Origin of the sequence: Delftia tsuruhatensis NBRC 16741, from assembly GCF_001571325.1 — a bacterium.
In the GTDB taxonomy this organism is placed as follows: domain Bacteria; phylum Pseudomonadota; class Gammaproteobacteria; order Burkholderiales; family Burkholderiaceae_C; genus Comamonas; species Comamonas tsuruhatensis.
This window is the reverse complement of the sequence record NZ_BCTO01000050.1, coordinates 44,721-65,223: the sequence shown is the minus strand read 5'-3', so window position 1 is coordinate 65,223 and position 20,503 is coordinate 44,721. Positions and strand designations below refer to the sequence as shown.

The following is a 20,503-nucleotide window of genomic DNA, read 5'->3' as shown; positions in this document are numbered from 1 at the left end:
AGCCCCGGTCTGCACCGACAATCGGCGCTGCACACCACAAGCGCCGCCCCCATGGAACTGAGACAACTCCGCTACTTCGTCCGCATCGTCGAACTGGGCTCCATGAGCCGCGCCGCCCTGGACCTGGACATGGTCCAGTCCGCGCTGAGCCAGCAAGTCAGCCGTCTGGAGAGCGAGCTGTCCACCCGGCTGCTGCAGCGCACGCCGCGCGGCGTGGTGCCCACCGAGGCGGGCGTGGCCTTCTTCCGCGAGGCCCAGCTCACGCTGCGCCATGCCGAGCAGGCCGTGCGCAGCGCGCAGCAGGCGCGGCTGTCGGGCTCGGTCAGCGTGGGCCTGGCGCCCACCACCTCGGCCATGCTGGGCCTGCCCATGATGCAGGCCATGCGCGCGCGCTACCCCGATGTGCGCCTGCACATGGTGGAGGGCATGTCCGGCCACCTGACCGACATGCTCAATGCGCGCGCGCTGGACATGGCCGTGCTGTTCGACGCCCGCCTGCACAGCGGTCAGGCCCGCGCAGGCGGGCGGCGCTGGCAGGTGCACCCGCTGATCGAGGAGGAGCTGTTCCTGATCCGCGCGCGCGGCCACCACCCCGAGCCGCTGCCGCCGCAGATGGCGCTGGCCGACCTGGCCGGCGAATCGCTGATCCTGCCCACGGGCCTGCACGGCCTGCGCAGCACGCTGGACACGGCCTTCTCGCAGGCGCGCTTCACGCCGCATCTGGTGCTGGAGGTGGACTCGCTGTCCATGGTCATGGCGGCCGTGGATGCGGGCCTGGGCAGCACGGTGCAGCCCTGGGCCTCCATGGGCCGCTATGCCGATGCCGCGCAGCGCTTCGAGTGGTCGCGTATCACGGACAAAGATGCCCTGCGCACCAACTTGCTGTGCAGCCTGTCCGAGGATGAGCTGTCGCCCGCCGCCCTGGCCGCGCGCGTGGTGCTGATCGACTGCGTGCGCCAGCTGCTGCGCGGCGGCGCCTGGGCCGGCACGGCCCTCATCCATCACGAAGACTGATACCCCCATGCCGGAGGGCCCCTGCCCGCCGCGCTGCGTTCTCCCTACATTCGCAATCCCCACGATGGCGAATGCAAGGAGAACTCCATGGACCCCGATGTCCTGGTCATAGGCGGCGGCAATGCCGCCCTGTGCGCGGCCCTGATGGCGCGCGAGGCAGGCCGCAGCGTGCTGCTGCTGGAGGCGGCGCCGCGCGACTGGCGCGGCGGCAATTCCGGCCACACGCGCAACCTGCGCTGCATGCACGACGCGCCCCAGGACGTGCTGGTCGAGGCCTACCCCGAGGAGGAGTTCTGGCAGGACCTGCTCAAGGTCACGGGCGGCATCACCAACGAGCACCTGGCGCGCATGGTGATCCGCGCCTCCTCCACCTGCCGCGACTGGATGCGCCGCCACGGCGTGCATTTCCAGCCGCCGCTGTCGGGCGCTTTGCACGTGGCGCGCACCAATGCCTTCTTCATGGGCGGCGGCAAGGCCCTGGTCAACGCCTACTACCGCAGCGCCGAACGGCTGGGCGTGCAGGTGCGCTACGCGTCGCCCGTGGACCGGCTGGAGATCGAGGACGGCGAGTTCAAGGCCGCCTGGGTGGGCGAGCAGCGCATCACCGCAAAGACCTGCGTGCTGGCGGCGGGCGGCTTCGAGTCCAACCGCGAGTGGCTGCGCGAGGCCTGGGGGCAGAACGCGCGCGGCGAATGGCCGTCCGACAACTTCCTGATCCGCGGCACGGCCTTCAACCGCGGCGTGCTGCTGCGCCACCTGCTCGAGGACCATGGCGCCGACCGCATCGGCGACCCCACCCAGGCCCACATGGTGGCCATCGACGCGCGCGCGCCGCTGTACGACGGCGGCATCTGCACGCGCATCGACTGCGTCTCGCTGGGCGTGGTGGTCAACCGCGAGGCCGAGCGCTTCTATGACGAGGGCGAGGACTTCTGGCCCAAGCGCTATGCCATCTGGGGCCGCCTGGTGGCCCAGCAGCCGGGCCAGACCGCCTGGTCCGTCATCGACGCCAAGGCCATAGGCCGCTTCATGCCGCCGGTCTTCCCGGGCGTGCGCGCCGACTCCCTGCCCGAGCTGGCACGCAAGCTGGGCCTGGACGAGGAACGCTTCATGCAGACCCTGGATGCCTACAACGGCGCCTGCCGCGTCGGCCACTTCGACCACACGGCGCTGGACGACTGCCATACCGAGGGCTTGGCCCCCGCCAAGACCCACTGGGCCCGCCCCATCGACACGGCGCCCTTCTACGGCTACCAGCTGCGCCCCGGCGTGACCTTCACCTACCTGGGCCTGGAGACCGACGACACGGCGGCCGTGCGCTTTGCCGGCCAGCCCAGCACCAGCCTGTTCGTGGCCGGCGAAATGATGGCCGGCAACGTGCTGGGCAAGGGCTATACGGCCGGCGTGGGCATGTCCATCGGCACGGCCTTCGGCCGCATCGCGGGCCGCAACGCGGCCCTTGCCGCCGCCGGACAACCCGCCGTGCGCGGCGCAGTGACAGAGAAGGCTTGACCGAGATGCAGACACTGAACGCCCTGGCCCAAGAAGCCCAGGACCTGGCCGCAGGCCGGGTCATCCCCATCCTGCCGGTCTCCACCGAAACGGCCGCCGAAGGCGAGGTGGCGCGTGCCCTGCAGATCTGCAACGCCTGCCGCTACTGCGAAGGCTTTTGCGCGGTCTTCCCGGCCATGACGCGGCGCCTGGAGTTCGGCAAGGCCGATGTGCACTACCTGGCCAACCTGTGCCACAACTGCGGCGCCTGCCTGCATGCCTGCCAGTACGCGCCGCCGCATGAATTCGCCATCAACATCCCCAAGGCCATGGCCGAGGTGCGCGGCCAGACCTATGCCGACTACGCCTGGCCGCCCGCCCTGGGGCGCCTGTACCAGAGGAACGGGCTCACGCTGTCGCTGGCCCTGGCCGCAGGCCTGTCGCTGTTCCTGGTGCTGGCCGTGGCCCTGCAGGGCGGCCCGGGCCGGCTGTGGGGCGCCGACCTGGGCGCCAACTTCTACAACCTGTTCCCGCACAACCTGCTGGTGGGCATCTTCGCGCCCGTGTTCCTGTTCGTGGTGCTGGCGCTGGCCATGGGCGTGCGCCGCTTCTGGAAGGACGTCAAGCCCGCCACCGGCGGCGTGGACGTGGGCACGCCGGCGGCGGCCGAGGCTGCGCACGACGTGCTGCGCCTCAAATACCTGGACGGCGGCCACGGCGAGGGCTGCCACAACGAGGACGATGCCTACACCCTGAGCCGCAGGCGTTTTCACCACCTGACCTTCTACGGATTCATGCTGTGCTTTGCGGCCACGGCGCTGGCCACGGTCTACCACTACGTGTTCGGCTGGGCCGCGCCCTACGAATTCCCCAGCCTGCCCAAGCTGCTGGGCGCCGTGGGCGGCACCAGCCTCATGCTGGGCACCGCAGGCCTGTGGCGCCTGAACCGCAGGCGCCACCCGCTGCATGGCGACGCGCGCCAGAAACCCATGGACCTGGGCTTCATCGCCCTGCTGTTCCTGGTCGCGGCCAGCGGCATGGCGCTGTGGCTGGGCCGCGGCACGCCGGCCCTGGCCCTGCTGCTGTGCCTGCACCTGGGCGCGGTGATCGCCCTGTTCGCCACCCTGCCCTACGGCAAGTTCGCGCACGGCGTGTTCCGCACGGCGTCCCTGCTGCGCCACAACACCGAAAAGCGCCAGCCCAGCCCCATCGGGCTGGGCGCCGACTAGCCGCATCCGCCCCGATTCCCAGCCAATGACGGAGACAACCCCATGATGAACAAGCGCAACTTCCTGCACGCCACCGCCCTGGCCGCCTCCCTGCTCGCACTGGCCGCCAGTGCGCAGGCCCAGGACTTTCCTCCCAAGAAGCCCGTGTCCCTGGTCGTGGGCTTCGCCGCCGGCGGCGCCGCAGATGCGGCCGCGCGCCTGATCGCCAAGAAGCTGGGCGAGAACATCGGCCAGAGCGTGGTGGTGGAGAACAAGGGCGGCGCGGGCGGCAACATCGCCCACCAGCAGGTGGCCAATGCGGCGGCCGACGGCTCGGTGCTGCTGTTCGGCTCGGTGGGGCCGCTGACCATTGCGCCGCACCTGATGAAGCTGCCCTACGACCCCTTCAAGGACCTGGCGCCCATCTCGGGCGGCGTGAACTTTCCCAACGTGCTGGTGGTGCACAAGGGCGCGGGCGTGAAGACCCTGGCCGAGTTCGTGGCCAAGGCCAGGAAGAACCCGGGCACGGTGGACTACGCCTCGACGGGCGCGGGCTCGGCCTCCCACCTGGCAGGCGAGCTGTTCAACCAGCGCGCGGGCATCGACATGGTGCACGTGCCCTACAAGGGCGGCGCGCCCGCGCTGCAGGACCTGCTGGGCGAGCGCGTGACCAGCTACTTCGCAGCGCCGCCCACGGCCCTGCCCCACATCGAGGCCGGCAAGCTGATCCCGCTGGCCACCACGGGCCTCACGCGCCCGGCGTACATGCCCGACATCCCCACGGTGGCCGAAGCCGGCTATCCCGGCTTCGAGGCGCTGAACTGGTATGCCTTCGTGGCACCGGGCAAGACGCCCAAGCCGATGCTGGACCGCTGGAACACCGAGATCGTCAAGGTACTCAATGACCCCGGCGTCAAGGACGCGCTGAACAAGCACGGCCTCACCCCCCAGCCCACCACGCGCGCCGAGTTCGCGGCCTTCATGAAGAAGGAGTACGAGCAGTGGGGCAGGCTGGTGAAGGAGCGAAAGCTCTCGGCGGAGTGAGCGGCTTGCAGGCGTTCAGAGTTTGATCGGCTTGCGTGCCACGGGCGCTGCAAAGCCCGCGCACAGGCGGTTCCAGACATTGATGCTGCCGATGGCATAGGTCAGCTCCACCATCTCGCGCTCGCTGAAATGCGGGCGCAGCGCCTCGAAGTCCTGCTGCTCGGGATGGGCCTGGCTCAGGCGCGTGCAGCGCTCGGCCCAGTTCAGGGCGGCGCGCTCGCGCCCGTCGTAGAAATCCACCTCGGGCCAGGTGACGATGCTGTTGATGCGCTGCAGGTCCTCGCCCCGGGACAGCAGTTCGCGCGTGTGCATGTCCACGCAGAAGCCGCAGCCGTTGATCTGCGAGACGCGCAGGAACACCAGCTCCAGCAGCTGGATGCCCAGGCTGGACTCGTGCAGCAGCGCGTTGATGCCGGCCTGGGCCTTGTACAGCTCGGGGGCCACGGCCTGGAAGTTCAGGCGCGGCGTGGGGGCGGCAAGAGGACGGGCGCCGGTGGCAGCGGAAGACGAAGCGGACATGGAAAACACTCCTTGAGGGATGTAGCAGCCTGCCGGAATGGCTGGCCCATACCTTCAAGACGCGCGGGGCGTGCGCGTTGTGACAGCGTTGGCGAAAATTTTTTCGCAGCCCCGGCCCCATCGCCCATTCCCCCCCGGCTGCCCCTCAGTCCGCCACGATGCGCCGCTCCGTGGCGATCTTGCGGTACAGGGCGTTCTCGGCCGCGATCTCGCGCGCGAACTCCTCGGGACGGTTGCCGATCACGCGCGAGCCCGTGTCCTCGATCTGGCGGCGCACCTCGGGGCTGGCCAGCGCGCGCTGGGCGGCCGCATGCAGGCGCGCCACGATCTCGGGCGACAGCCCCTTGGGGCCGTAGATGCCGTAGAAGGCGCTGCGGTTGACCGGCTCCAGCCCCAGCTCCTTGAAGGTGGGCACCTGGGGCAGCTGGGCCAGGCGCTCGGGCGCGGCCACCGCCAGCGCGGTGAGCCGGCCCGCCTTGATGAAGGGCAGGGCCGAGGGCAGGTTGTCGAAGACGATGGGCACCTGGCCCGCCACCGCATCGTTGAGCGCAGGGCCCGAGCCCCGGTAGGGCACATGCGTGAGCGACAGCCCCGAGCGGCTGGACATCAGCTCCATCAGCATGTGGCCTATGGAGCCCGTGCCCGCCGTGCCGTAGGCATGCTTGCCGGGGTTCTTCTTCACCTCGTCCACGAAGGCCGCAAAGCTCTGCGCCTTGAAGCCCGGATGCACGGCCAGCACATTGGGCGTGGCCGCAATGTTGGTGATGGGCGTGAAATCGGTGAGCGGGTTGTAGGGCAGGCGCGGGTTGATGGCCGCATTGGTGGCCGTGGTGGACACGGTGGCCACGCCCAGCGTGTAGCCGTCGGGCTGGGCACGCGCGGCCTCGTGCGCGCCGATGGCGCCTCCGCCGCCGCCCTTGTTGTCCACCACCAGCGGCTGGCCCAGGGCCTCGGCCATGCGCGGCGCAATCGCGCGCGCCACGATGTCGGTGGTGCCGCCGGCCGCAAACGGCACGATCAGGCGCACCGGGCGCGTGGGATAGGCGCCGGCATCGGCCGCCATGGCGCCCGGTGCGGCGCCTGCGGCCAGCAGCAGGGCGCACAGGCTGCGGCGTGAAGTGAAGTGGTTCATGGGATGTCTCCTGGGAATGGCTGTGTTTTGAACGGACGGTGGAGGTTTCTGTCAGGCCGATGCGCGGCGCACGATGTGCGAGCGGTCCAGCGCGCCGCAGGAGGAGGCGCCCAGCATGGCCAGGTTGCGGTCCACCTCGTCGCGCAGCAGGCCGATGGCGTGCAGCACGCCGGCCTCGCCGCCCACGGCGGCGGCGTAGTTGAAGGGCCGGCCCACCAGCACCATGCGCGCGCCCAGCGCCACGGCCTTGAGCACATCGGAGCCGCGCCTGAAGCCCCCGTCGATCAGCACGGGATAGTCCGGCCCCACAGCCGCCACCACGTCCTCAAGAATGCGCATGGCCGACACCGCGCCGTCGAGCTGGCGCCCGCCATGGTTGGACAGCACGATGCCGTCGGCCCCCACGCGCCGCGCCTGCAGCGCGTCCTCCACGCTGAGCACGCCCTTGATGACCAGCGGCCCCTTCCAGCGGCGGCGGATGGCCTCGATGTGGCGCCAGCTCAGGTGGTCGCGTGCCGAAAAATCGCGCATCACGCTGGACGACATGATGGGCGCGCCGCGCGTGGCAAACGAGTTCTCGAAATGCGGCATGCCGTGGCGCAGCAGCGTGCGCAGGAAGGTGCCGGCCACCCAGCCCGGGCGCACCATGCCGTCCCAGGCCAGGCGCAGGCTGGGCTTGAGCGGCGTGGAAAAGCCGGTGCGGATGTTGTTCTCGCGGTTGGCGGAGATCGGTATGTCCACCGTCACCACCAGGGTGCGAAAGCCTGCGCGCTCCACGCGGTCGATCAGCGCGTCGATGCGGGCCTGGTCACCGGGGATATAGGCCTGGAACCAGGTGGCCGGGCTCTCGCGCGCCACCTCCTCCATGGGGATCAGCGAAGTGCCGCTCATCACCGACACAATGCCCGCGCGCTGGGCCGCGCGGGCCAGCACCAGGTCGCCCCGGTAGGTGGACAGCGCATTGATGCCCATGGGCGCAATGCCGAAGGGGCTGGCATAGCGCTCGCCGAACAGCTCCACGGCCTGCGAGCGCTGCGACACATCGGCCAGCACGCGCGTGGTCAGGCCCCATTCGCCGAACACCTCGCGGTTGTCGCGCAGCGAGGCGTTGTCCTCTGCCGCCCCGGCGATGTAGCCGAAGATGGGCCGGGGCAGCCTGCGGCGCGCGGCTTCCTCGAAATCATGCAGCGACAGCATGCGGCGCAGCACGGCCGGGGCGCGCGGCGCCGGCAGGGCGGATGCCGAAGGCGTGGAGGCAGAGGCAGAGGAGGAAGCGATGGCGGCCATGGTGCGGACCTCGGAATGTTCAGGAACCGGCGCCACTGTAGGCCGCGCATCCATTGAATGAAAGTGGATTATTTAGAATGCACTTGTTCGCTTTTTGCCAATGACAAGCCCATGTCCACACCCTCGGTCAAGCAGCTCGAAGCCTTCTGGTGGGCCGCCACCTGCAGCAACTTCGCCACGGCCGCGCAGCGCGTGCACCTGTCCGTGTCCTCGCTGTCCAAGCGCATCACGGAACTGGAGTCCGCGCTGGGCCAGCCGCTGTTCGACCGCAGCGGCCACCGCGCCGTGCTCACCGATGCCGGCCAGCGCCTGCTGCCCGCCGCGCTGGAGGTGCTCAACGCCATGGCCGCGCTGGGCCAGGCCCTGGACACGCGCGAGGCGCTGGCCGGCCATTGCCGCTTCGGCGTGGGCGACCTGTCGGCGCTGACCTGGCTGCCGGCCTTCGTGGCCGCCGCGCGCCAGGCCCATCCGCAACTGGTGCTGGAGCCCCATGTGGACGTGGGCGGCGTGCTGGAGCAGCGGCTGGACGACGGCGAGCTGGACTTTGCCGTCATCGCGGGCCGCTCCTCGCGCAGCAGCCTGCTGTCCCGCCCCGTGGGCGCCGCGCGCTTTGCCTGGGCCGTGGCCCCCGGCCTGGCAGGCGCGGGCCGCCTGGGCGCCACGGCCCTGCTGCAGCGTCATGCGCTGGTCACTCTGCCCCCGCAGGCCGGCACCACGCGCCTGCTGGACGACTGGCTGCTGGCCCAGGGCGCCAGCGTGCGCGAGCGCATCCTGTGCAACAGCTGGGGCGCCGTGGCCGGCATGCTGCGCGCCGGCCTGGGCGTGGGCTTCCTGCCCACCGGCTGGATCGCCGCCCTGGGCCTGCGCGCCGTCGGGGGCGCCCATCCCAAGGCCGCCCTCGCTCCCCTGCACTACGCCTTCCAATGGCGGCGCGGCGACGCCCGCGCCCTGATCCCGGCCATGCAGCAACTGGCGCAGGCGCAGGTGGATTTCACGGTGATGCCGGGGTTGGTGGGTGCAGGGCCGCACGCCTCGCCGCATCACACTCGCAGCAAAGGCCATCCAGCCGAAATCGGGCAAGATGGCACTTGGAAGCAGACCTCCCGCAACCTGTACGACACAGACGAAGATGCCGCCTGCCATCGCTGAAGTCATTGAAATCCAGGGCCGCTCCGAGCAAGGCGCGCAAAAGCCGTTTCTGTGCCGGGCCGACGATGGCCAGACCTACTACGTCAAAGGACGGCAGACGGATCGGTCCAGCCTGTGCAACGAGTGGATCTGTGCGCATCTGGCCGTGCAGTTGGGCCTGCCGCTGCCGCCCTTCAAGCTGCTGCATGTCAGCCAGGAACTTCTGGACGAGGCGCCCAGGCCATGGCGTGAATTGGGCTGCGGCATAGCGTTCGGCTCGCAGCGTCATCCCGGATGCACCTGGTTCGACAAAGCCCAGATCCTGCATGTACCGCAGGACCTGCAGGCCAACATCCTCGCCTTCGACTGGTGGGTACAGAACGTGGACCGCATGGACGGCAACTCCAACCTGCTGTGGGATGCGCATCGCAGCGCATTGGTGGTCATCGACCACAACCTGGCCTTCGACCCGCATCTGGACGCCGCAACCTTTATCGAGAATCACATTTTCAGAGGCTGCTGGCAGAAGACAGATCTTGTGTCGCGCGACCGGCTACAGGATCAACTTTCCGAGGCGATGGATGCCGTTTTCCGCTTTGCCTGCGACAATATTCCACCGGAATGGCATTGGAACAACCCGGAATGCGACATCCCCGCCAGGGTGGACATCAATGCCATTGCCGCGACGCTTGCGAAGTGCAAATCGCCCGACTTTTGGAGGTTCACATGAAGCCTCTTGCCTGCCGCTATTCGATAGTCCAATTTGTCCCGTATGCCGAGACCGGCGAGTTCGCCAACGTCGGCATTGTGCTGACCTGCCCGCAAAGCGGGTACTTCGGTTTTCTGCTGCAAAGCCGCAAGTCCAAGCGCGTCACCGATTTCTTCGATGCGCTTGACAGGGATTTTTACAAGAGCGCAGTCAAGGCCGTGGAGGAAGAGTTGTCGCGGCTCGAGACCCTCGCCCACAGCCTGGCGCCGCAGGCGAAGACAGATGCTTTGAGGGGGATGATGGCCGCGCTCGAGCAGCCACGCGAAGCCATTGTGCGCTTCAGCCCCGCCAAAGTGGTGCTCACCCAGGATCCGGCCCGGGAGTTGCGGCAGCAGTTCGACCACTATGTCGACCATGCTTTTGCCACGCCCGAGTACGTGGAACGCACGATGAACGAACGCCTGAGGGCTTTGCTGGGCGGCCTCGAATTGGATGCGCCGTTCAGGCCGGCGCGCATAGGCAACGAGTACGTCAGTGCCCGGTTCGACTTCGTGCAGACGGTGGGCGACAAGCCCCGCAAGATCATCAAGGCCCTGCATCTGGGCCAAAGCGATGCCAACGACATTGCTGCGCATGGCGACGTCTGGACCGGCAAGATCGCGCGACTGATCCGGCAGCGTGAATTGCCCGGAGACATCCTCGTCAATGTGAACCTGCCTCCACAGGACAAGCAGGCTCACAGGGAAGTCAGCCAGGACATCATGCGGGAGCTCGAGCACCACAAGGTGATCGTGGTGGCTGGCGAAGGCCAGTCCGCCATGCAGAGCATCAAGGAATTCGCGCAGCATTAGGCGCAGCCCTGCGGGCACAGCGCCGTCCAGCGGTCAGCCCTCCCCCCACTCCACCAACTGCGGCCGCACCTGCACCACCTGCCCCGCGCGCAGGCCGTCCCCATCGATGGCGCGGAAGGCCTCGGCCATCAGGCCTTCGACGTTCTGGCGCACCATGTGCACCGGAAAGCGCAGGCATTCGGCATAGGGGTCCCAGTCGTAGCTGCCAAAGCTGCATTGCGCCAGTTCCGCATCGGGCAGTCCACGCAGGAAGCGGATGGCGCCTTGCAGCGTGATGCCCGATGAGAACAGCAGGGCGCGCGGCAGGCCGCCCAGGCGCTGGTAGAGCGCGGCCATGGCAAGGCGGGCCGCTTCGGGGTCGTAGCCGCAGCAGACGATGTGCTCGTCCGCCACCGGCGTGTGGGGCGCCAGGGCTTCGCGAAAGCCGGCCAGGCGCTGCTCGGTGGCGTACTCCTTGCGGACGCCGCCCAGAAAGCAGACGGCGTCCTGCGGCGCACCTGCCGGGGGCCTGGAGCGCGCCAGCAGCAGGCGCGTGAGTTCGGCCGCACCCCAGCGGTTGTCGCTGGTGACGGAGGGCGCCTTTTTCCCGGGCAGATCCACGTTGACATGGCGCACGCCGGCCTGGCGGCATTCGGCGCTGATGGCGTCGGGCCGGGTGGCGCCCGTGACGATGAGGTGCTCCACGCGAAAGGCGATCAGCGAGCGCACGGTCTCCACCTCCAGCGCGCCGTCGCGCAGCGTGCTGACCACCAGCGGGCACAGGCCGCGCGCGTGGGCCAGGCGCTCGAAGGCCTGGGACAGCGCGCCGAAGAAGCGGTCCTCATGCGTGGGAATCACCATGCCGATCAGCCCCGAGCGCTGGCGGCGCAGGCCGCTGGCCTGGCGGTTCACGGCAAAGCTGTGTTCCTGGGCGAGCTGCTGCACGCGGCGCGCGGTCTCCTCGCTGATGCGCCGCGACTGCCAGCTGCCGTTGAGGATGGCGCTGACCGTCGAGGCCGAGGTGCCGGCCAGTTCGGCCAGGTCGTAGATGGTGGAGGTTCGGGGGCGGTTCACGGTGCTCTGCAGGGGTTGGGACGGGAGCGCTCGGCGGCCATCGTAGCCGCTGCGGCAGCGATTCGGGCGGGCCGGAGCCGGCACGCAGCAGCGGCCCGGGAAATCCCGCATCGGCAATGGAAGTCCATCTGTCTATAGTTTGCACAATCGATTGTGCAAAACAGAGGGAGGAGCGCCATGTTCCATGGATTCAGCCGGTTCTCGAGGGCACTGTTGGCCTGCACCCTGGCGGTGCTGGCAGGCGCGGCCGGTGCCGAGGATGTGTCGGTGGTGGCCAAGGTCGGGGGCATTCCGTGGTTCAACGCCATGGAGACCGGCATCCGCAAGGCAGGCCGCGAGCTGGGCATCTCCAGCGGCATGGTCGGCCCCACCGAGGCCGATGCGGCCCAGCAGGTGCGCGCGGTCGAGGACCTGATCGCGCGCCGCAGCAAGGTCATCGCCGTGGTGCCCAATGACGCCAGGGCGCTGGAGCCCGTGTTCCGGCGTGCGCGCAGCGCGGGCATCAAGGTGCTCACGCACGAGTCGCCCGAGCAGAAGGGCGCCGACTGGAACATCGAGCTGAGCAGCGTCGCGGGCTTTGGCGAGCGCCACATGGACAGCCTGGGCAAGGCCATGGGTGGCGAAGGCAAGTACGTGGTCTTCGTGGGCTCGCTGACCGTGCCGCTGCACAACGCCTGGGCCGATGCGGCCATCGCCCACCAGAAAAAACAGTGGCCGAAGATGCAGCTGGTGTCCGAGCGCTTCGGCGTGGCCGAGAGCCTGGACGACTCCTATCGCAGCGCCCAGGACCTGATGCGCGCCCATCCCGACCTCAAGGGCTTCCTGGCCTTCGGCAGCCAGGGCCCCATTGGCGCGGGCCGCGCGGTGGCCGATGCGCGCAAAGCCGAGCGCATTGCCGTGGTGGGCTCGTTCTCGCCGGGCCAGGGCGCCAAGCTGGTGCGCGACGGCGTGATCCGCGAGGGCTTCATCTGGAACCCCGCGCTGGCCGGCGAGGTGATCGTGCATGTGGGCAAGATGCTGATCGACGGCCGCGAGCCCACGGACGGCATGGAGATACCGGGCCTGGGCAAGGTCCAGGTGGACCGCGAGCGCCGCAACATCCAGGGCCAGAGGCTGGAGCCGATCAACCGGCAGACCATAGACCGGCTGGTCGGCCTGGGCCTGTGAGCCGCGCGCTGCCATGGATGCCACCACAACGGCACTGGTCCGCATGCAGGCGGTCACCGTGCGCTTTGGCGACGCCACCGCGCTGCATGCGCTGGACTGGGACGTGATGCCCGGCGAGGTGCACTGCCTGATGGGCAGCAACGGCAGCGGCAAGAGCACGGCGATCAAGGTGCTCAGCGGCGTTCACGCGCCGCAGCCGGGCGCGCGCATCGACATCGGCGGACAGACCGTGCAGCGGCTGGACCCGGCGCTGGCCAAGTCTCTGGGCATCCAGGTGATCTACCAGGACCTGTCGCTGTTTCCCAACCTGAGCGTGGCCGAGAACATCGCCTTCGACCAGGCCATGGGCCGCTGGTGGGCGCCCGTGCGCCGCAGGCGCCAGCGCGAGGCGGCCCAGGCCGTGATGCGGCGCCTGGGCATTGCGCTGCCGCTGGATGCGCGGGTGGGCGACCTGCCCATTGCGGGCCGCCAGCTTGTGGCCATCTGCCGGGGCATGGCGGCCCGGGCCAGGCTGCTGTTCATGGATGAGCCCACGGCCTCGCTCACGCGCGCCGAGGTCGATGCGCTGCTGGCCGTGGTGCGCCGGCTCCAGGCCGATGGCGTGGCCATCGTCTTCGTGAGCCACAAGCTGGATGAGGTGATGGAGATCGCCGACCGCGTCACCGTGCTGCGCGACGGGCGCAAGCTGGGCACCTGGCCCGCCGCGCAACTGTCGGGCAGGCAACTGGCCACGCTGATGACCGGGCAGGAAGTGGATGAGCGACTGCATGCGCGCGACATGTCCGCCGCGCCCGCGCTGCTGGAAGTGCGCGGCCTGGGCCGCGACGGCGACTACGAGGACGTGAGCTTCGACGTGCGCGAGGGCGAGATCCTGGGCCTGACCGGGCTGCTGGGCGCGGGCCGCACCGAGCTGGCCCTGGGCCTGTTCGGCATGCGCCGGCCCGACCGCGGCAGCATCCGCCTGGGCGGCCGCACGCTGGCGCTGCGCAGCAACCGCGATGCCATGGCGGCGGGCATTGCCTATGTGCCGGAGGACCGCCAGTCCCTCGGCCTGAACCTGCGCCAGTCCGTGCAGGACAACCTGGTGCTGGCCATGCTGCCGCGCCTGTCCGGCCCGCTGGGCTGGCTGCCCGCCAGCCGCCGCGCCGCCACTGCAGCCCAGTGGCGCGACCGCCTGCACATGCGCCTGCCCGCGCTGGACGCGCCCGTGCACCAGCTGTCCGGCGGCAATGCCCAGCGCGTGGTGCTGGCGCGCTGGCTGGCGACCGCGCCACGCCTGTTGATCCTCGACTCGCCCACCGTGGGCGTGGACATCGGCAACCGCCAGGGCATCTTCGAGATCGTGCACGGTCTCGCCGCACAGGGCATGGCGGTGATCGTCATCTCGGACGAGGTGGCCGAGGTCCATGCCCACTGCGACCGCGTGCTGCACATGCGCGGCGGGCGCATGGCCGGCGAGTTCGTGCCGGGGGTGCATTCCGAAAGCCAGATCGAGGAGGCCGTCCATGCCTGAACACGCACACGCGCTGCTGCACCACCCCGTGGCCCGGCTCGGCCTGGCCATTGCCGCCATGGCCCTGCTGTTCGGCGCCCTGGCGCCGGGCTTCTGGACGCTGGGCAACTGGATGGACGTGGCCGAGGGCGCATCGGTCACCGCCATCATGGCCGTGGGCCTGCTGGTGGTGCTGGTCGCGGGCGGCATCGACATCTCGTTTGCCGCCACGGCCACGGTGGCGCAGTACCTTGCGGCCCTCGCGGCCACACGCCTGGGCTGGGCACCGGCGGCCAGCATCGCGCTGGGCCTGGCCACGGGACTGGCGCTGGGCGCATTCAACGCCCTGCTCATCCACCGCCTGCGCGCCACCTCCATCATCATCACCATCTCCACGCTGAACCTGTACTTCGCGCTGCTGATGCATGGCACGGGCGGCCGGTCCATCTACGATCTGCCGTCGTGGTGGAGCGATTCCGTGGTGCTGGCCCGCTTCGCAAGCGCCGACGGCGCAGACCCCGTGCGCCTGACCCTGCCCATCGTCGTGGCCGGCGCAGCCGCCGTGCTGACCGCGCTGCTGCTGGGCCGCAGCGCGCTGGGGCGGCGCCTGTACGCCTTCGGCGGCAACCCCGAGGCCGCCCACCGCATGGGCATCGGGCTGGGCGCCATCCAGGGCGTGGCCTATGGCTGGCTCGGCATGATGGCGGCCACCGCAGGCCTGGTGCAGGCGCACCGCGTGGCCGAGTCGGTGCCCAACGCCCTGGTCGGCACGGAGCTGTTCGTGCTCGCGGCCGCCGTGCTGGGCGGCGCCAGCCTGTTCGGCGGCACGGGCAGCGTGGGCGGCGTGCTGATGGGCGTGCTGCTGCTGGCCGTGCTGCGCAACGGGCTGAACCTGATGGGCGTGTCGCCGTATTTCTTCCAGGTGCTGCTGGGCGCCGTGGTGCTGGCCTGCGCGGCCGCAACGGGACTGCGGCGCACGCAGCGACGCAACCAGCAGCGCAGCGCTGACGCCACTCCTGCAGCGCCCTTGGCGGGGGCCGCGCCATGAACCGCAGCACTGGCGCGCCGCTGGGCCTGATCGCGCTGCTGGCACTGCTGTGCGCCGTGTTCACGCTGCTGCTGCCCGGCAGCTTCGCCACCCTGGGCACGCTGCAATCGGTGCTGCTGCAGATCCCCGAGCTGGGCCTGCTGGCACTGGCGCAGATGCTGCCGCTGGTCAGTGGCGGCATCAACCTGGCCGTGGTCGCCAGCGCCAACATGGCGGGCCTGGCCATGGCCTGGGTGCTGGTGGGAGGCCTGTCGGCGCTGGGCCTGGACCTGTCGGGCCATGAGGGCCTGCTCATCGCCGCAGCACTGACCGTGGGCGCCCTCGCCAGCCTGCTGGTGGGGCTGGCCAGCGGCTGGCTGGTGGCGCGCGTCAACGCCCATCCCATCCTCGTCACGCTGGGCACCATGTCGCTGATCAACGGCCTGTGCGTCTGGCTCACGCGCGGCAAGCCCATTGCAGGCTTTCCCGAGGCCTTCCAGGCCCTGGGCTCCGCCCAGTGGCTGGGCCTGCCGCTGCCGTTCTGGATCTTCGCGGCCGTGTGCCTGCTGGTGGGCCTGTACCTGGGCAGCACACGCCACGGGCTGGCCATCCGCATGGTCGGCTCCAATGCCGAGGCCACGCGCCATGCGGGCATCGACACGCGCCGCGTGCTGATCGGCGTCTACACCCTGTCCACGCTGCTGTGCTGGATCGCGGCCGTGCTGATGATGGCGCGCTTCAACTCGGCCAGTGCGGGCTACGCCCAGTCCTACCTGCTGGTCACGGTGCTTGCGGCCATCCTGGGCGGCACCGATCCCATGGGCGGCTTTGGCCGGGTGTCGGGGCTGTTCGTCGCGCTGCTCATCCTGCAGGTGCTGTCCAGCGGTGTGAACCTGCTGGGCGCCAATGCCCAGCTCACGCAGGCCCTGTGGGGCGCCACCATGATCGCCGCCGTGGCCGCGCGCCACCTGCTGGCGCGCTGGCGGGGCCGTGCCCGGGTACCCGCCGAACCCTCCCCTTCACGCTCTCGCAGCGTCCAACCGGAGCCCCTATGAACCCCCTCGGCATCCACGCCCTTGTCTGGGCCGGCGACCTGTCGCCGGCCTCCACCCGCCATGTGATCGAGCAGACGCGCCAGGCCGGTTACGACTTGGTCGAGCTGTCCCTGCACGGCCCCCGGCTCATGGACCTGGCGCTCACGCGTGATCTGCTGCAGGAGCATGGCCTGGGCGTGGGCTGCTCGCGGGGCCTGACCTTCGAGGCCGATGTCTCCAGCGAAGACCCCGCCGTGGTCGCGCGCGGCCTGGCGCTGCTGCAAGAAGGCGTGGACATCACGGCGCGCCTGGGCGGACGCTATTTCGGCGGCATCCTCTACGGCGCCATGGCGAAATACGGCCATCCCTGCACGCCACGGGGCCGGCGCAACGCGATCGAGGCCGTGCGGCGCATTGCCGACTTCGCGGGCGAGCGCGGCGTCACGCTGGGCCTGGAGGTGGTCAACCGCTACGAAAGCAATCTGCTGAACACGGCCACGCAGGCGCTGGAGTTCATCGACGAAGTCGGCCAGCCCCATGTCTGCGTGCACCTGGACACCTACCACATGAACATCGAGGAAGCCGACCTCGCCGCGCCCGTGCTGGCCTGCGGACAGCGGCTGGGCTATGTGCACATCGGCGAGAACCACCGCGGCTACCTGGGCGCGGGCCACATCGACTTCGCGCAGTTCTTCGGCGCACTCGCGCAGATCGGCTACCAGGGCACCGTCACCTTCGAGAGCTTCTCGTCGGCCATCGTCAACGAGCAGCTGTCGAACGCGCTGGCCATCTGGCGCCCCATGTGGGAAGACGGCATGGACCTGGCCCTGCACGCACGCGGCTTCATGGCCGACGGGCTGGCCAGCGCGCAGCAGGCACGCGCATGACGGCCATCCTGCCGCCCGAGGCCCTGGCGCGTGCGTTTGCGCTGGCACGCTCCGGCCCCCGCCGCCTGCTGGGCCTGGCGGGCCCGCCCGGCGCAGGCAAGAGCACGGTCTGCGCCGCCCTGCTGCAGGCGCTGGGCCCGCTGGCGGCGGCCGTGCCCATGGACGGCTTCCACCTGGCGCAGTCCGCGCTGCAGCGCCTGGGCCGCGCGCAGCGCAAGGGCGCACCCGACACCTTCGACTCGGCCGGCTACGTGGCCCTGCTGCGCCGCCTGCACACGCCCGTGGCCGGTGAAACGGTCTACGCCCCCGAATTCCGGCGCGCCATCGAGGAGCCCATTGCAGGCGCCATCGCCATCGCGCCCGGCGTGCCCCTGGTCATCACCGAAGGCAACTACCTGCTGATGGAGGAACAGGATGCGCCAGGCACACACTGGCATGCCGTGCGCGCGCTGCTGGACGAGGTCTGGTACGTGGACATGGACGACCGCCTTCGCATCGAACGCCTGACCCGCCGCCACGAACTGCACGGCCGCAGCCCCCAGGCCGCACTCGACTGGGTGGCACAGGTGGACGAGCCCAATGCGCGCCGCATTGCGGCAACGCGGGGGCGAGCGGATTGGGTGTTGCGCTGGGGGTGAGGCTGCAGAACACAGCCCCCGCTCAGAACGCCACCACGCCCCCGTCCTTGCGCGGGTCCGATCCGCCGATGTAGTGGTCGCCGTCGCGCAGCACCAGCTGCGCGCCGCCGAAGGCGAAGACGCCATGGCCTTCCTCCACCGTGACCTCATGGCCGCGTGCGCGCAGGGCGGCGACGACCTCGGCGTCGAAGGCGGGTTCCACGGCCACGCCCTTGCCGCCCGTCACGCGCCAGCGCGGTGCGTCGGCGGCGGCCTGGGGGTTCTGGCCGTAGCGCAGCACACGCAGGGCCATCTGCAGGTGGCCCTGGCTCTGCATGGGGCCGCCCATGACGCCGAAGGCCATCTGGGGCGTGCCGTCGGCGTTCATCGCAAAGGCCGGGATGATGGTGTGCGAGGGGCGCTTGCGCGGCGCGACCTCGTTGGCATGGCCGGCTTGCGTGGTGAAGCCGTGGCCGCGGTTTTGCAGGCTGATGCCGGTGCCCGGCACGACCACGCCCGAGCCGAAGCCCATGTAGTTGGACTGGATGAACGAGACCATCATGCCGCTGGCATCGGCCGCCGCCAGGTAGACCGTGCCGCCGGGGCGAGGGGCGCCGTAGGTGGGCGCGCTGGCGCGCTCGCGGTCAATGAGCGCCGCGCGTTCGCGCAGGTAGCCGGCGTCCAGCAGATGGGCGGATTCGACGCGCATGTGGTCGCCGTCGGCGTTGTATTCGTGCAGGTCGGCCAGGGCCAGCTTCATGGCCTCGACCTGCAGGTGCACGGACTCCACGCCGTCCAGCGGCTCGGCGCCCACGCCCAGCGCGTCCAGCATGCCCAGCGCCATCAGCGCGGCAATGCCCTGGCCGTTGGGCGGGATCTCGTGGATCACCGAATCGCCAAAGGTCTGCGACACCGTGCCGACCCAGTCGGCCTGGTGGGCGGCCAGGTCGGCCTCGGTCATGGCGCCGCCGCAGGCCTTGGCGTGCTCGGCCATCGAGCGCGCCAGTGCGCCGCGGTAGAAGGACTCGCCCTTGGTGGCGGCGATCTCCTCCAGCGTGCGCGCATGGGCTTCGCTGCGGAACACCTCGCCCGCCTTGGGGGCCTTGCCATCGGGCAGGAAGCACTCGGCAAAACCGGGCTGGTCGCCGAGCTTGGCTCCGCCCAGCGCCCACAGCGTGGCGATGGTGGGCGAGACCGCAAAGCCGTCGCGCGCATAGCGGATGGCGGGCTGGGCCAGTTGCTCGAACGGCAGCTTGCCGAAGCGGCGCGACAGCTCCACCCAGGCCGAGACGGCACCGGGCACGGTGACGGCGTTCCACCCCTTCTCGGGAATGCCGCCCAGCGCGGCGAAGTACTCGGGCGTCCAGGCTTCGGGCGAGCGGCCCGAGGCATTGAGGCCGTGCAGCTCCTTGCCATCCCACAGGATGCAGAAGGCATCGCTGCCCAGGCCGCAGCCCGTGGGCTCGACCACGGTCAGCGCCATGGCCGTGGCAATGGCCGCATCCACCGCATTGCCGCCGGCCAGCAGCATGGACAGGCCGGCCTGCGCGGCCAGCGGCTGCGAGGTGGAGACCATGTTGCGGCCCAGCACCGAAGAGCGGTGCGAGGCGTAGGGAAGTGTCCAGTCCGTAACAGTGCTTGTCATATCAATTTCCATAGCGCCAACGCGCCACCGATAGCTTGAGGAACCGCAGGCACGGCCCAGCTCAGGGACGCCAAGCAAGGGCCTACGCCGGCCGCGCCACCCCGCAGCAAGGGCGTCGTCCCCCTCCCGCAGGAGAGGGGGAAGCGGCAAAGCCGCTCAGGGGGGTGCTTCACTCAATCCAATGTGATTTTGTTGTCTTTGATGACCTGCGCCCAGCGCGCGCTGTCGGCCTGCACCATGGCGGCGAACTGCTCGGGCGTGCGCGGCGATGCGGCTTCCACGCCCTGCCTGGCCAGGCTGGCCACCACCTCGGGATTCTGGATGGCCTTGTTGAAGGCCTGATTGATCCGCGCCACCAGCTCGGGCTTCATGCCGGCCGGGCCATAGACGCCGAACCAGGTGACCGAAGAATAGCCAGGCAGGCCGGACTCGGCCACCGTGGGCAGGTCGGGCGCCAGCGCGCTGCGCTTGTCGCCGGTCACGGCCAGGGCACGCAGGCGGCCGCTGGCCACATGGGGCATGCCGGTGGGAATGGAGTCGAACAGCAGGTGCACCTGGCCTGCGGACAGGTCGGTGATGGACTGCGCCGTGCCCTTGTAGGGCACATGGGTCAGCTGCAGGCCCGCGCGCGCCGCGAAGGCCGCCGCGTTCAGGTGGACGATGGTCCCGTTGCCGCTGCTGGCGTAGTTGAGGGCGCCCGGATGGGCCTTGGCGTAGGCGACCAGTTCCTTGACGCTGCGCGCGGGCAGAGAAGGCGTGACCAGCAGGATGCTGGCCGCCCCGCCGATCTCGGCAATCGGCGTGAAGTCCTTGTCGGCCTTGTAGGCCAGACGGGTCATCAGGTGCGGCGAGATGGCATGCGTGCTGCTGGTGGTGAACAGCAGCGTGTAGCCGTCCGGCGAGGCCTTGGCCGCCTCGCCCGTGCCGATGGTGCCGCCCGCGCCGGGGCGGTTGTCGATGACCAGCTGCTGGCCCAGGTCCTGCGACATGCGCTGCGCCACCACGCGCGCCACGAGGTCGGTGGCGCCGCTGGCCGGAAAGGGCACGACCAGGCGCACCGGGTGCGAGGGCCAGGACGCCTGGCCCTGTGCCACGGCGGGCAGGGCCATGGCGCCAGCCAGGGCACAGGCTGCAGCCACGATGGCGCGGCGTGGAAGTAAAACTCTGGGCAATGCCTTCATGGGCACACTCCTGGTCA

Annotated in this window: 19 protein-coding genes; 13 read left to right on the top strand and 6 right to left on the bottom strand. The window is 70.0% G+C overall.

All coding sequences use genetic code 11. The annotated features are described in order from the left end of the window. Positions 1-51: 51 nt before the first annotated feature. From DTS01S_RS23145 to DTS01S_RS23130, 4 genes are all read left to right on the top strand, one after another. Positions 52-1,014: a LysR substrate-binding domain-containing protein gene (locus DTS01S_RS23145; protein ID WP_046241389.1), complete on the top strand. Its 963-nt coding sequence runs from the start codon at positions 52-54 to the stop codon at positions 1,012-1,014. 87 nt (positions 1,015-1,101) lie between these two features. Beyond that, the gene (tcuA, locus tag DTS01S_RS23140) at positions 1,102-2,526 is read left to right on the top strand and encodes an FAD-dependent tricarballylate dehydrogenase TcuA (RefSeq protein ID WP_061289034.1); all 1,425 of its coding nucleotides are present in this window, start codon (positions 1,102-1,104) and stop codon (positions 2,524-2,526) included. Between the two features lie 5 nt (positions 2,527-2,531). Then, positions 2,532-3,734: a tricarballylate utilization 4Fe-4S protein TcuB gene (gene tcuB / locus DTS01S_RS23135; protein ID WP_061289033.1), complete on the top strand. Its 1,203-nt coding sequence runs from the start codon at positions 2,532-2,534 to the stop codon at positions 3,732-3,734. 42 nt (positions 3,735-3,776) lie between these two features. Next, positions 3,777-4,757, top strand: coding sequence for a Bug family tripartite tricarboxylate transporter substrate binding protein (locus tag DTS01S_RS23130; RefSeq protein WP_174538924.1), 981 nt, complete (start codon positions 3,777-3,779; stop codon positions 4,755-4,757). Positions 4,758-4,772: 15 nt separating this feature from the next. Here DTS01S_RS23130 and DTS01S_RS23125 read toward each other — a convergent pair whose 3' ends face one another. The 3 genes from DTS01S_RS23125 to DTS01S_RS23115 form a co-directional block, all read right to left on the bottom strand. Next, the gene (locus tag DTS01S_RS23125) at positions 4,773-5,276 is read right to left on the bottom strand and encodes a carboxymuconolactone decarboxylase family protein (protein ID WP_061289032.1); all 504 of its coding nucleotides are present in this window, start codon (positions 5,274-5,276) and stop codon (positions 4,773-4,775) included. A gap of 145 nt (positions 5,277-5,421) precedes the next feature. After that, positions 5,422-6,408 carry a tripartite tricarboxylate transporter substrate binding protein BugE gene (locus DTS01S_RS23120; protein ID WP_061289031.1) on the bottom strand — a complete coding sequence of 329 codons (987 nt, stop codon included), beginning with the start codon at positions 6,406-6,408 and terminating at the stop codon, positions 5,422-5,424. A gap of 51 nt (positions 6,409-6,459) precedes the next feature. Then, positions 6,460-7,695: an alpha-hydroxy acid oxidase gene (locus DTS01S_RS23115; RefSeq protein WP_061289028.1), complete on the bottom strand. Its 1,236-nt coding sequence runs from the start codon at positions 7,693-7,695 to the stop codon at positions 6,460-6,462. 111 nt (positions 7,696-7,806) lie between these two features. On the opposite strand from DTS01S_RS23115, the gene DTS01S_RS23110 reads away from it, so the two are divergent. The 3 genes from DTS01S_RS23110 to DTS01S_RS23100 are packed head-to-tail and all read left to right on the top strand — an operon-like array spanning position 7,807 to position 10,383. After that, the gene (locus DTS01S_RS23110; protein WP_061289026.1) at positions 7,807-8,844 is read left to right on the top strand and encodes a LysR family transcriptional regulator; all 1,038 of its coding nucleotides are present in this window, start codon (positions 7,807-7,809) and stop codon (positions 8,842-8,844) included. Continuing rightward, positions 8,825-9,553, top strand: a complete 729-nt coding sequence (locus tag DTS01S_RS23105; protein ID WP_017405896.1) for a HipA family kinase — start codon at positions 8,825-8,827, stop codon at positions 9,551-9,553. Before DTS01S_RS23110 ends, DTS01S_RS23105 begins: the two co-directional genes overlap by 20 nt. Further along, positions 9,550-10,383, top strand: coding sequence for a DUF3037 domain-containing protein (locus tag DTS01S_RS23100; protein WP_061289024.1), 834 nt, complete (start codon positions 9,550-9,552; stop codon positions 10,381-10,383). The genes DTS01S_RS23105 and DTS01S_RS23100 overlap by 4 nt, the downstream gene beginning before the upstream one ends. A gap of 33 nt (positions 10,384-10,416) precedes the next feature. Here DTS01S_RS23100 and DTS01S_RS23095 read toward each other — a convergent pair whose 3' ends face one another. Further along, positions 10,417-11,436, bottom strand: a complete 1,020-nt coding sequence (locus DTS01S_RS23095) for a LacI family DNA-binding transcriptional regulator (RefSeq protein WP_074932028.1) — start codon at positions 11,434-11,436, stop codon at positions 10,417-10,419. A gap of 177 nt (positions 11,437-11,613) precedes the next feature. On the opposite strand from DTS01S_RS23095, the gene DTS01S_RS23090 reads away from it, so the two are divergent. Genes DTS01S_RS23090 through DTS01S_RS23065 form a run of 6 tightly spaced genes read left to right on the top strand, consistent with a single transcriptional unit; the run spans position 11,614 to position 17,681 of the window. Then, the gene (locus tag DTS01S_RS23090) at positions 11,614-12,603 is read left to right on the top strand and encodes a substrate-binding domain-containing protein (RefSeq protein ID WP_061289020.1); all 990 of its coding nucleotides are present in this window, start codon (positions 11,614-11,616) and stop codon (positions 12,601-12,603) included. 13 nt (positions 12,604-12,616) lie between these two features. Further along, positions 12,617-14,116, top strand: a complete 1,500-nt coding sequence (locus tag DTS01S_RS23085) for a sugar ABC transporter ATP-binding protein (protein WP_061289018.1) — start codon at positions 12,617-12,619, stop codon at positions 14,114-14,116. Beyond that, positions 14,109-15,143, top strand: coding sequence for an ABC transporter permease (locus tag DTS01S_RS23080; protein ID WP_061289017.1), 1,035 nt, complete (start codon positions 14,109-14,111; stop codon positions 15,141-15,143). Before DTS01S_RS23085 ends, DTS01S_RS23080 begins: the two co-directional genes overlap by 8 nt. After that, complete coding sequence (locus tag DTS01S_RS23075; protein WP_061289016.1) at positions 15,140-16,177, top strand: ABC transporter permease; 1,038 nt, start codon at positions 15,140-15,142, stop codon at positions 16,175-16,177. Before DTS01S_RS23080 ends, DTS01S_RS23075 begins: the two co-directional genes overlap by 4 nt. After that, positions 16,174-17,043, top strand: coding sequence for a sugar phosphate isomerase/epimerase family protein (locus tag DTS01S_RS23070; protein WP_061289013.1), 870 nt, complete (start codon positions 16,174-16,176; stop codon positions 17,041-17,043). The genes DTS01S_RS23075 and DTS01S_RS23070 overlap by 4 nt, the downstream gene beginning before the upstream one ends. Then, complete coding sequence (locus tag DTS01S_RS23065; RefSeq protein ID WP_061289006.1) at positions 17,040-17,681, top strand: nucleoside/nucleotide kinase family protein; 642 nt, start codon at positions 17,040-17,042, stop codon at positions 17,679-17,681. The genes DTS01S_RS23070 and DTS01S_RS23065 overlap by 4 nt, the downstream gene beginning before the upstream one ends. A 22-nt stretch (positions 17,682-17,703) precedes the next feature. Here DTS01S_RS23065 and DTS01S_RS23060 read toward each other — a convergent pair whose 3' ends face one another. Both DTS01S_RS23060 and DTS01S_RS23055 read right to left on the bottom strand, forming a co-directional pair. Next, entirely contained in the window at positions 17,704-19,305 is a 1,602-nt protein-coding gene (locus DTS01S_RS23060) for a gamma-glutamyltransferase family protein (protein WP_061289004.1), read from the bottom strand. Between the two features lie 173 nt (positions 19,306-19,478). Next, entirely contained in the window at positions 19,479-20,486 is a 1,008-nt protein-coding gene (locus tag DTS01S_RS23055; protein WP_061289003.1) for a Bug family tripartite tricarboxylate transporter substrate binding protein, read from the bottom strand. Positions 20,487-20,503 lie beyond the last annotated feature (17 nt).